General features: G+C 56.4%; 14 protein-coding genes and 1 pseudogene. 7 read left to right on the top strand and 8 right to left on the bottom strand.

The genetic code is table 11. The features are described 5' to 3' along the window. Positions 1-264 precede the first annotated feature (264 nt). On the bottom strand, positions 265-738 hold the full coding sequence (locus TH5_RS20540; protein WP_114123433.1) for a DUF6644 family protein: 474 nt from the start codon (positions 736-738) through the stop codon (positions 265-267). A gap of 3 nt (positions 739-741) precedes the next feature. After that, positions 742-1,131 (bottom strand): DUF6152 family protein, encoded by a 390-nt coding sequence (locus tag TH5_RS20545; protein WP_231858261.1) that lies wholly within the window; start codon positions 1,129-1,131, stop codon positions 742-744. Positions 1,132-1,374: 243 nt separating this feature from the next. On the opposite strand from TH5_RS20545, the gene TH5_RS20550 reads away from it, so the two are divergent. From TH5_RS20550 to TH5_RS20570, 5 genes are all read left to right on the top strand, one after another. Beyond that, entirely contained in the window at positions 1,375-2,352 is a 978-nt protein-coding gene (locus tag TH5_RS20550) for a 2-dehydro-3-deoxygalactonokinase (RefSeq protein ID WP_244204990.1), read from the top strand. A 32-nt stretch (positions 2,353-2,384) separates the two neighbouring features. Continuing rightward, positions 2,385-3,047 carry a 2-dehydro-3-deoxy-6-phosphogalactonate aldolase gene (locus TH5_RS20555; RefSeq protein ID WP_114123435.1) on the top strand — a complete coding sequence of 221 codons (663 nt, stop codon included), beginning with the start codon at positions 2,385-2,387 and terminating at the stop codon, positions 3,045-3,047. 91 nt (positions 3,048-3,138) lie between these two features. Further along, entirely contained in the window at positions 3,139-3,921 is a 783-nt protein-coding gene (locus TH5_RS20560; protein WP_114123436.1) for an SDR family oxidoreductase, read from the top strand. Between the two features lie 80 nt (positions 3,922-4,001). Beyond that, positions 4,002-4,256: a GIY-YIG nuclease family protein gene (locus TH5_RS20565; protein ID WP_114123450.1), complete on the top strand. Its 255-nt coding sequence runs from the start codon at positions 4,002-4,004 to the stop codon at positions 4,254-4,256. 78 nt (positions 4,257-4,334) lie between these two features. Then, entirely contained in the window at positions 4,335-4,682 is a 348-nt protein-coding gene (locus tag TH5_RS20570) for a hypothetical protein (RefSeq protein WP_062959597.1), read from the top strand. A gap of 49 nt (positions 4,683-4,731) precedes the next feature. Here the strand turns inward: TH5_RS20570 and TH5_RS20575 are convergent, their stop codons facing one another. Together TH5_RS20575 and TH5_RS20580 are read right to left on the bottom strand one after the other, a co-directional pair. Then, the gene (locus TH5_RS20575; protein WP_114123437.1) at positions 4,732-5,874 is read right to left on the bottom strand and encodes an ABC transporter substrate-binding protein; all 1,143 of its coding nucleotides are present in this window, start codon (positions 5,872-5,874) and stop codon (positions 4,732-4,734) included. A 106-nt stretch (positions 5,875-5,980) separates the two neighbouring features. Further along, positions 5,981-6,616, bottom strand: coding sequence for a CDP-alcohol phosphatidyltransferase family protein (locus TH5_RS20580; protein WP_114123438.1), 636 nt, complete (start codon positions 6,614-6,616; stop codon positions 5,981-5,983). Positions 6,617-6,783: 167 nt separating this feature from the next. Between TH5_RS20580 and TH5_RS20585 the strand changes: the two genes are divergently transcribed. Beyond that, positions 6,784-7,980, top strand: a complete 1,197-nt coding sequence (locus TH5_RS20585) for a pyridoxal phosphate-dependent aminotransferase (protein WP_114123451.1) — start codon at positions 6,784-6,786, stop codon at positions 7,978-7,980. Between the two features lie 3 nt (positions 7,981-7,983). On the opposite strand, the gene TH5_RS20590 is transcribed toward TH5_RS20585, so the two are convergent. From TH5_RS20590 to TH5_RS20600, 3 genes are read right to left on the bottom strand one after another with little or no spacing between them, the layout of a single operon-like run. Beyond that, positions 7,984-8,547, bottom strand: coding sequence for a DUF4865 family protein (locus TH5_RS20590; RefSeq protein WP_114123439.1), 564 nt, complete (start codon positions 8,545-8,547; stop codon positions 7,984-7,986). Further along, complete coding sequence (locus TH5_RS20595) at positions 8,544-8,987, bottom strand: cupin domain-containing protein (protein WP_208638501.1); 444 nt, start codon at positions 8,985-8,987, stop codon at positions 8,544-8,546. The genes TH5_RS20590 and TH5_RS20595 overlap by 4 nt, the downstream gene beginning before the upstream one ends. 39 nt (positions 8,988-9,026) lie before the next feature. Then, complete coding sequence (locus tag TH5_RS20600) at positions 9,027-9,419, bottom strand: tautomerase family protein (protein WP_114123440.1); 393 nt, start codon at positions 9,417-9,419, stop codon at positions 9,027-9,029. A gap of 117 nt (positions 9,420-9,536) precedes the next feature. Between TH5_RS20600 and TH5_RS20605 the strand changes: the two genes are divergently transcribed. Continuing rightward, positions 9,537-10,484 (top strand): LysR substrate-binding domain-containing protein, encoded by a 948-nt coding sequence (locus TH5_RS20605; RefSeq protein ID WP_114123441.1) that lies wholly within the window; start codon positions 9,537-9,539, stop codon positions 10,482-10,484. On the opposite strand, the pseudogene TH5_RS20610 reads toward TH5_RS20605, so the two are convergent. Continuing rightward, a pseudogene (locus TH5_RS20610) lies at positions 10,481-10,915 on the bottom strand (precorrin-2 dehydrogenase/sirohydrochlorin ferrochelatase family protein); the annotation flags it as partial. The gene TH5_RS20605 and the pseudogene TH5_RS20610 overlap by 4 nt on opposite strands.

Raw genomic sequence — 10,915 nt, forward strand, 5'->3', positions numbered from 1 at the left:
CTCGTGCATGGCACGGGTTATCAATTGCACCCAAAGTCTCCCTCTTTTCATGCGGCAGGTAACCTGCTCTTCATTCGCCCTTGATCGACAACGAGCGATTAAAAAGATTTCAAAATCTATTGCGAATTGGAAGGCAGTTGGCAGGAACCTTGAGGCAATCACACAGTAAAATTGCGACGCAGGACTGTAACATTGGCAAAGAGCTTCGTATGAAGGGCCCAACCGGCCGGGGTAGCATGCCCAAGGGGCCGTGCAGCCCCATCGTCAGAGAAACCCGATCCATCGCCCCGCGAGAAGGGCAGAGGGCCAGATCAGTAGCGATAATGCGGCCATGATACGGGTTGGGCGCGTTATCCTGCCGGTCGTGATGGCATGGCGCCAGCCAGGTGCGACATGCTGTATCACGATGGTGGCGATACCCAGTGCGACAAGCAGCATCTTCCATCGGAAAGCCGTGTTGTCGAGATACTCGACCGCGTTGACCGACCAGAGTGCCGGACCGGTCAGAAGAACAAGCAAAAAACCGCATCCTGCCGCACGTGACAGGAACGGTCCGATCACCCGGATATCGGGCCTGCGAATGATCCCGACAAGTCGCAAATCCAGCGGAACGATTGCACCGATCAGCAATGAAAGCCCGAGAATATGCGCGGCATTGACCAGCATATAAAGCGGCCCCGGGCTACGTAATGTGGTGGCAAGGGTGCTTGCCTCCAGCCAGGTCGCAAGTTCCTGCAAACGTCAGTTTCCCTGAATGCGTTCGGGATACAGATCGTAATTCTGGCCGTCGATGATGATGCGGACGGCTTTCATATGTGCTTCTGCCGGGTCCTTGTTCCGGTTTCCGATCACGGTAATCGCATCACCGGGCTGCGCAGTGTCGCCGGTGAAGCCTGATCGTGCTGTCTGATTGGGGTTTCCCAGATCAACCTGCCAGACTGTGCCTTCGGCGTCGGTGACTGTCAGCGAGGGATGGGGCGGGTTCATCGAAATGCTTTCGATTGTGCCTTCAAGGGTCATCTGGGTGCTTTCGGCCCATGACCAGCCGTGATGGGCGAAGGCGGGCAGGGACGGGGTGATCAGTATGACCGTCACGGCAAGCATGAAAGCCTTGCAGATACGCGTGGGCATGTTTCTGTATCTCCTGTCTGGATTGAGCATATGCCGACCCCTCAAACCCAGAGAGAATGACATAATTTTCTCGCCTTATGATTTCACAAGCGTGTGAGACTTCAATTCCGGCGCAAGAGATGGTGAGATAAGTGCGGTGGATTTCCTGTTACCCCGTCGGCGATTGATCCGGATGACGATTGACCGGGTCCTGTTCAAATTGTATGAGGATATAACGCCGATAACAATAATATGAGGATCAATGTGGCCGTATCTCCGTCTTTGCATTCCCCGTCATCGCAGTCTGCACATCCGGCATGGATTGCGGTGGATTGGGGGACGTCGAACGTTCGCGCATGGGCGATGGATGATGGCAGCAGCATCCTTGATCAGGCTTCAAGCCCGCTTGGCATGAATGCCATTGCCGCCGATGATGCGCTTAGTTTCGAGGGTGTGTTGATTGGCCTGATTGATCGGTGGTTGCCGCGTGACGCAACTGTGCGGGTCCAGGTTGTTATCTGCGGCATGGCCGGGGCAAAGCAGGGGTGGCTTGAAGCGCCTTATTGTTCCGTGCCGGTGCGCCCTGATGAATTGGCATCGGGGGCTGTTCGGCCCGATATTTCCGATCCGCGGATTGACGTTGCGATCTTGCCGGGCCTTAAACAGGTTGATGATCCCGATGTGATGCGCGGCGAGGAAACCCAGCTTGTCGGCTTTATGGCGGCCCACCCGGCATTTGATGGCTGGGTCTGTTTGCCCGGCACCCATTCGAAATGGGCGCGGGTTTCCGGCGGTGCGATCCGCGGATTTAAAACCTATATGACGGGCGAGGTCTTTGCCCTGCTGTCAAAGCAATCGATCCTGCGGCATTCGATGGATGACCGGTGGGATGATGCCGTGTTCGAGCAAGCCGTGCGCGAGGCGGCAAGTGCGCCAACCGGCTTCCTGCACAGGTTATTTACCGTGCGTGCCAGCGGATTGGTCGGCAATGCCGATGCCGCAAGCCAGCCGGGGGCTTCCGTCCTTTCCGGTGCGGTCATCGGATCGGAAATTGCCGATGTGGTTCGTGATCTTGGCAGGGATAGCCAGATTGCCCAGATTGCATTGATCGGCGATGGCAAACTGGCGGGACTATATCGCAAGGCACTGGCAGCCCATGGGTTTGATGCCGACGCGGTGGATGGCGAGGCGATCACGATCGCTGGTCTGGCAAGTGCCTATCGCGTAATAAATATATCGTAACAGTATCTTTTTTCAGGTTTTGCAGGTGTAAAATGGCATATCCGACTTCGGTCAATTCGCAGATCACGGACGCGGCAGCCCCCGTGTCGCATCGCCGGTTGATTGCCATCCTGCGCGGTGTGAAACCCGACGAGGCGGCATCAATGGCGCGTGCCCTTGTCGATGCCGGGATCACGATGATCGAAGTGCCGCTGAATTCGCCAGAACCGCTTGAAAGCATTGGGGCGATGAAGACAGAAGTTGGTGATGCGGCCCTGATTGGTGCCGGTACGGTCTTGACCCAGGATGACGTCGAACGGGTCAAGGCGGCACGGGGCGAGTTCATCGTGTCGCCCAATTGCGATAGCACGGTCATCGCCAAAACCAGGGAACTTGGCATGGGATCATGGCCCGGTGTTCTGACACCGAGCGAATGTTTTGCCGCGATCAGGGCCGGTGCAAGCGGGCTTAAAATCTTTCCGGCCAGCATCATCGGTGCGGAGGGCATCAAGGCAATGCGCGCCGTATTGCCAAAAGACATGCCCGTCTATGCGGTTGGCGGGGTCGGGCCGGATGATTTTGCGACCTATGCCAAGGCGGGGTGTGATGGCTTTGGTCTTGGTTCGGGGATCTATAAGCCCGGCATGACGGCGGATGAAGTTTCGAAAGCGGCCAAAGCGTATGTTGCGGCCCATGATGCGGTTTTTCGCGACTAATGCCTTCCGGATTGTGGAAGCCTGTTTGACCGGGGCGTCATTGCCGGTCTAAATTCCTGCCATTGCAAGAACTCCAGAATGGGAGGATCCATTGGATCTGGGAATCAAGGGCCGCAAGGCGATTGTCTGCGCGTCATCAAAGGGACTTGGGCGTGGTTGCGCAATCAAACTGGCCGAGGCCGGTGTTGATCTGACGCTGAATGCGCGCTCCGAAGGGCCGTTAAACGAAACGGCGGAATATATCCGCGATACGTTTGGTGTGAAAGTCACGACGGTTGCGTGTGACATCACCACCGAAGAGGGCCGCAACAAGGTTCTGGCGGCCGAAGGCATGCCCGATATTCTGGTCAATAATGCCGGTGGTCCGCCGCCCGGTATCTGGTCCGACTGGGGACAGAAGGAATGGGAGGCCGCGGTTCAGTCCAACATGCTGACCCCGATCCTGCTGGCGACCGCGGTTTTGCCGGGCATGATTTCGCGCAAATGGGGCCGGATCGTAAATATCACATCGGGTTCGGTCAAATCGCCGATCCCGCATCTGGGGCTTTCGAATGCCGCACGGGCCGGGTTGACCGGCTTTGTGGCCGGGACCGCACGCCAGGTGGCCAAGGATGGCGTGATCATGAATAACCTGCTGCCGGGGCAGCATGATACTGATCGTATCAATGCATTGATGACCAATCGGGCGAAGAACGAGGATATCAGCCTTGAAGAGGCGCGTGCCAAAACGCAGGCGGGTCTTCCGACCGGGCGTTTTGGTGATCCGATTGATTTTGGGGCGACCTGTGCGTTCATGTGCAGCGAACACGCAAAATTCATGGTCGGTCAAAACATTCTGCTCGACGGTGGGGCCTTCAACTCCACCATGGGCTGATATGTCGTCTTTCGCTACAGGGCGGTCTGCAACGAAATCCAGCATATCACCAAATGCCCGGCGCAAAGGGTGGTGCTAGCATGGCGTCATTTACCTTTGTCTATGTGTTGCGCGAGCGGGAGGTTTCCCGCCCGCGCACTTATGTCGGCTGGTCAACCGATGTCGAGGCCCGGCTTGCCACGCATAACAGCGGCAAGGGAGCCAAGACGACACGCGGGCGGCAATGGGAGCTTGTTTATGTCGAACGGTTTCGCACCTTTGGCGAGGCGATGAGCCGCGAATGGCATTTAAAGCGTGACCGGAAATTGCGCAAAATGCTGGCAGGGGGCGTGTGATAAACAAATCAGGGCTTGAATATTTGCGCGCAGTCGCAGATATCTGGGCCAACAGTTTCAAACCATCAGGACGACATCATGCCGGTAGAACGCAAAAATCCGCTGAAGCTCAATAACCTGCAGCTGCGCACGCTTGTGTTGGCGCAGATTATCGCCAAGGACCCGAATTCGGGTTCGATTGACGAGGCCACCGGTGATGCGACCCTGCTGCGCATTCCGCATGCCCATGGCGATCATGTCCATGTCGGCAAGTTCGTTGTTGCCGCGCGCGATGCAAGCGGCTTTGCCAACCCGGCGGTCTGGGTTGCACTGGCGCGCAAGGGACTGGTGCGTGAAGGTTACCCGGCCAGCATCGTCCTGACCCGCGAGGGCATGGAATACAATACCGGCCTTGCCGAGAATTTTGTCGAAGAGTCAGATCACTGATCTGTCACTCCGGACCAACGAAAAGCCCCGATCCGTCGGGGCTTTTTTTTTATTCCAGAATGAACTGCCCGTTTTTGATTTTCACGAAATAGGCATTGCGTTTTCCGTCGCCGAACTGATCAAACATCAGTTCCTGATGCAGGCCCTGTTGCGGTGGCAGGGTTGCAAGGGCATCGGAAAGCGGTTGATCGGGTGTCCGGGTTTCAAGGGCTGCGACCAAAACGGTCATCGCATCATAGGCCAGGACACTGGTGTAGCCGGGCTGTTCGTTGAACTTATTTCGGTAATCGGCGACAAATTTCTGATAGCGCGGATTGGTGGCATAACGATCATAGGTTTGCAGCAGTTCCATGCCTTCGACAGCGTCCCCGCCAAGGGTGATCAGTTGTTCGGTGCCGGCCCATTCGGCGGTCGAAAGCGGTATATCTTGATCTGTTTTGCGGATTTCCTTTGCCAGTTCGGCACTGTCGACACCGTTGGCAACAAAGATGATCGCATCCGGCTTATCGGCCAGAAGTTGCCGGGCGACATCCGGTTTGGTGGTATCGGCGGTATTGAACCAGACTTTCGAGACAACCCGACCGCCAAGCTTGTCAAAGGTCAGCAGGAATTCACGGTACCAGCTTTCGGTGAAGGCTTCGTTTTCACCGTCCAGGGCAAGGGAAATGCGCATGCGCCCCTTGTCGATATTACGTCTGGCATAGGCATCGGCATTTTCCCGCGTGGTTGAATTCATGCGGAAAAAGTTATCGCGAAGGCCGGTGAATTCTGCGGCGGAGGCGGTCGGTGAAATGGTCACGATATCAAGTTCGTTGACCACCGGCAGCATTGCCATGCCGACCGAGCTTATGATTGGTCCGATAATGGCGGTCACGCCAAGTTCCTTGAATTCGCGAACCGCAGCCTTTGCCGTTTCGGGATTTTTCTGATCGTCGCGTGCGATGATTTCAAGTTTGCGACCGCGAATGCCGCCTTGTTCGTTTACCTGTTCGACGGCAAGCTCAAGCGCATGAAGTGCCGCAATTCCGGTATCGGCACCGTCACCGGAAATACCGGCAATGAAACCGATTTTGATCGGGCCGCTGTTATCGCAGCCAAACAGCATCATGGCCGCAGCGGCGATGGTGCAAAGACGGATGGAAAATCTGGGCCCCTTTACCGGTCTTGATGCGTGATCTTCTTGCTTTTTCATATTTTGCCGAACCGGTTGAGAAGGAGCATTCTGTTGCGTCGTCGCAGGTTTCGATATGGCGCGGACCGATCACGACTTCAAGTTTCCCCAAAGCGGGATAGTTACCTTATCCGAAATCCCGTCGCGCCTGCATCACGCGACCGATTGTGGTCAGGATGCATAACGCGCCAAAAATAGCAGCAATATGATTAAACCATTGCGGGAAAATGCATATTAGCACAAGGACCAAGATGGTTTCGCTGCCTTCTGTGATGCCGGTCAGGTAATAGAAGCTTTTTTTGCCCTGCTTTTCGTGGTTGCGGCCGGTTTTGGCCGCGATGATCGCATAGGCCAGAAAACTTGATCCGGTGCCGACAAAACAGAAAATCAGGAACGCCGCCATCAGGGCATGTTCCGGCCGCCCGATGGCAAAGGCCAGAATGATGCCAGCATAAAACAGGAAATCGGCGACGATATCGTAGTAACCGCCAAGGTCGCTTTCCTGTGATTTTGATCCGGCGTGGCGGGAGCGTGGTTGAGTATGGCGGGCAACAGCACCGTCAAGACCATCCATGATACGGCTTAGCAAAATCAGGCCAAGGGCGATGTGATCGAGCCGGAAGGCGAGTGCAGCGGCGGCCAGGAGACCAAAGACAAAACCAAGGCCGGTCACCATGTTGGGCGTGATGCCGCTTCCCGATAGGCGGCGTGCGACGGCATTGAGCGGTTTGTCGATCAGGGGGCGCAGGCGGGCATCAAACATTTTGGTTTCCGGTTAAATCATTGCAGGCGCATCATAATCCTATCACGGTCTTTGAGGAAATCACGCACACGCGATGATGCCGGTTTGAAATTGTCCGATTGACGGGGCGTTGAAAACGGGATTGGCTGTTGGTTGGAAAAATCTTTGATCCCTTATCGGTGCATGTCATGTCCGTTTCAGATGCCCGGCCTGTTTCCCCCTTTGCCGCAAATGGCATTCGACATGACGTGCGCGATATTGGCGCGTCGCTGATCCGCGAGGTTGCCCATCTTGGCATGGGGCGTGAAAACATCGTGCCGCTATGGTTTGGCGAACCCGATCAGCCAACCCCGGAATTTATCCGCAAGGCGGCGATTGCGGCCCTTGAGGCGGGGGATACTTTTTATCAGCCCAATCGGGGCATCACGCCGCTTCGCGATGCGCTGGCGGTGTATGGCAATCGTCTTTATGGCACGTCACTGGACCGTGAAAACATCACCGTGACAGTATCGGGGTTAAATGCCCTGATGATTGCGATGCAGTCGATCCTTAGGGCGGGCGACAGGATGGTGACCACCGCCCCGATCTGGCCCAATATCGTTGCGATACCACAGGTTCTGGAGGCGGTGGTGACAACCGTACCGTTGCGCGCAGGCGATAACGGCTGGCAGCTTGATATCGATGAATTCATCGCGGCCTGTGGTCCGGGTACGCGCGCGATCCTGATCAATTCGCCGAATAATCCGACCGGCTGGGTGATGCCCGCGGAGGATCAGAAAAAGCTGGTCGAGTTTGCCACGGAACGGGGCATCTGGCTGATCGCAGACGAGGTTTATGCACGTCTGATCTATGACGGATCGGATGTGGCACCGTCGTTCGTTCCCTATGTCAGCGACGATACGCGGATCATGGTGATCAACAGTTTTTCCAAAAGCTGGGCGATGACGGGCTGGCGGCTGGGCTGGATCACAGCCCCCAAGGGGGTTGGGGCTGAGCTTGAAAAGCTGATGGAATTCAACGTGTCGTGCCCGGCAGGGTTTGTTCAGCAGGCGGGCATTGTGGCGCTTGAGCAGGGCGAGGATTTCGTTGCGAGTTCGCGCGCCAGATACAGCCTTGCGCGCGCAGCAATCATCGAACGGTTGCGCGACATGAACCGCATCCAACTTCCCGAAGCAGACGGCGCGTTTTATGCATTTTTCCGGGTTGATGGGGTTGAGGATACGCTTTCCTTTGCCAAGGAGCTTTTGCTGTCCGAGGGTATCGGCCTTGCGCCCGGCGAGGCATTTGGTGCCGAGGGAGCAGGTCATATCCGCGCCTGTTACGCAGTAGCGGAAGACCGCATTCACAAGGCGATGGACGGGCTGACGCGTTTTTTAATGCGTTAGCATTCAATCCTGCCCGAGCGACATATGGCCGATGGAATAGATTGTCGCACTGCCGACTGTTTCCGGGGTGGGCAGATCAAACCACAGGCGAAAATCAACCCGTGTCCAGCATGTCGGATCAAAACCGGTGACAATACCGGCCAGATTGTTTTGCACGGGAGGCGTCGATTTTCCGATGACAGTGCGAAGTGATTCAAGATTGGTGCCGGGCGCGATTGCCGATGTCATGCGGCTGGCGAAGCGGGCATTTTTGAAATCTGCCGCCAGATCGCAATTCCAGACGATCCAGGTTTTGGCCGATGGGCGACCAAAGGATTGGGTGAGACCAGTAAAGCCGGGGCCGCATAGAAAGTTGCTGATGCCTTGCGGATCGTTCCAGACGTAGAACGGCGCATAGAGGTTTTCCTGATTGCCTGTCGCGCTATCTGATTTTCGTGCCGAGAGGTAGGCTTTGAATTTCAGATGCGCGAAGCCGTCCAGCATCGGGCCTTTTTCTGCGATACGGCGATCAATGATGGTCATGTCGTAATCGGCAGGCAGGGTGAAACTATATTGCATGGCGATCATGATGCGTGTTCCTTGAGGGTAACCGGTTCAAACCAGTGGACGGATGCGCCGTCCGCGATTGCCTGAATGCTGAGATAGCTGAAAGCCATGTCATCGGTGGCACCGTGCCAGTGACGTTCATGAGGGGCGAACCAGATGCTGTCGCCGGGATGAAGATCGACGATTTCGCCGCCCTCAGCACAGGCACGCCCCTTTCCCGAGAGCACATAAAGTAGTTGCCCGCGCGGATGGCTGTGCCAGTGGGTAATGATGCCGGGGCCGACAATTGCGCGCATGGCGGTATTTTCGCCGTCAACGGAACTTTGCAAAAGGGGTTCTACCTTAAACGGGCCGGTCGAAATGCCGTCTGGTGCAGTGACGATATCGGTGTTGGCACGTCGAATTGTCATATGTTCGGGCGTGCGATGGTGCTGTTCGCCCAGCGGATTTTCTTTGGGCATTTTGACCTCTGTTCCGTTCGGGATTTCAAACCGTGATGGTCAGGACTGGGCGATATCGGTCGCCATTACGCCATTCCCGAATGACCAGTCCTCGTACGCGGTGGTGGTGATCACGATCATGACGTCGGCGGGGCGTATATCGGCTTTTTCCACCAATAAGTCGGTCAGGCGTTTGTAGAAATTCCGTTTTGTTGCCGTGTCGCGCGGCTTGCCTGCGGTAATGGCAAACAGGATGAAATCGTCGCTGCGCGGGCCGGAAAGGTAATTGTGGTCAAAGTCGAGTTCGGTGGCGTCATGCTGATGAAAAACCTGAAACCGGTCATCTTTGGGGACGAGAAAGGTTTCCGTCAGGGCCTGATGCAGCGCATCGGAAACGGTGCGCAGATAGTCGGCTGATTTGCCTTTGCGAAGCGAGATACGGGTAAAGGGCATGATAGGCCTCTTTCGATCATGGTGTGGAAGGACTTGACGTGTTCCTTATCGCAGCGCAATTTGGTCCTGAAAATCAGATTATTTTGAGCCAATAGTCCCAAAAAACAGGATTGATAGATGCGCCGCGTAAATTTTGATCTTGATGTATTACGCAGTTTCGTGACGGGCATGGACCTTGGCAGTTATGCGCGTGCGGCGGAACGTCTGGGCCGTTCGACATCGGCGGTTAGCGCGCAGATGAAAAAGCTTGAAGAACAGGCGGGCACAGCGATCTTTCGCAAATCCGGACGTAATCTGGCGTTGACGGATGCCGGACAAACCATGCTGTCTTATGCGCGCCGTTTGCTTGATCTGAATGACGAGGCGGCAACCGCCCTGCATGGTGCGGACCTTGAAGGTTGGGTGAGGCTGGGTTTGCAGGAAGATTTTGGTGAAGCGCTTTTGCCCGCCATTTTGGGGCAGTTTGCCCGCGCCCATCCCAAGGTGCGGATCGAGGCACGGGTTGGCCGTAATGCCGATCTGATCGAGCGGATCGAAAAGGGTCAGATTGATCTGGCGCTGACATGGGGGCAGCCGGGGATGGATAGGGCATCCGCACCCTATATTACACGCATTGCCGAAGTCCCGATGTGCTGGATCACGGCAGCGCGGTCAGACAGGGGCGATTTTTTGACCCCGGATGATGTAGGGGCGCGGCAGATGAATTTGGGCGATGATCCGCTGCCACTTGTCGCGTTCGAGCCGCCCTGTCTGTTGCGCGATTGCGCGACAACAGCACTTGATCGGGCCGGGGTGGCGTGGCGGATGGCGTTCGTCAGTCCCAGTCTTGGCGGGCTTTGGGCGGCAACGGCCGCCGGGCTTGGCGTCATGGTGCGGACACCGATTGGTTTGCCGGGCAACCTTCGCGTCTTTGATGGCGGACTTCCGGCCCTGCCGTCGCTTGATCTTAACCTTTTGGGTTCTGAGAGCGAGCCAAGCGATATCGTTCGGCGGCTGGCTGATATCCTGATGGCATCGGTGCGTGATGCGATGCCGGGGTATCTTGAACGGTTACATGCGGCCTAATTGCGATACAGACAGGTGATATTGCTGCCTTGTCGGGCGAAAAAGGCTGCCTGATGTTTCAGGCGTTCGCGGGCGTCGTCATCCATGTTTCCGCCATCGCCGCTATCAAGTTCGATCACGGTGGCGTCGCGGCGGGCAAGGCCCAGAATGTCAGGCGCGATGCCGGGCATATGGAAAATGATGTCGGATGTTTCAATCGCGCGCGCGATACCGTGGGCAAGGTCAAAGGCATTGTCGGCCGCAACATCCGCATGCAGGATCTGGCCACCCGGAACGGTGGCGGAGCTGCCTTGGGGGACGAAGCGGGTCAGGGCGGCGTCAAGGTCCTGCGGGGTGCTTTGCGTCAGGTGGGTATCTTGCAATCCGTTCTGGAAAAAATGTGTCCAGAACCGCTGTCGGGCGACACCGTCCGGCAGGTGGGCGGCAACGCG

Origin of the sequence: Thalassospira xianhensis MCCC 1A02616, from assembly GCF_003326475.1 — a bacterium.
Classification (GTDB): domain Bacteria; phylum Pseudomonadota; class Alphaproteobacteria; order Rhodospirillales; family Thalassospiraceae; genus Thalassospira; species Thalassospira xianhensis.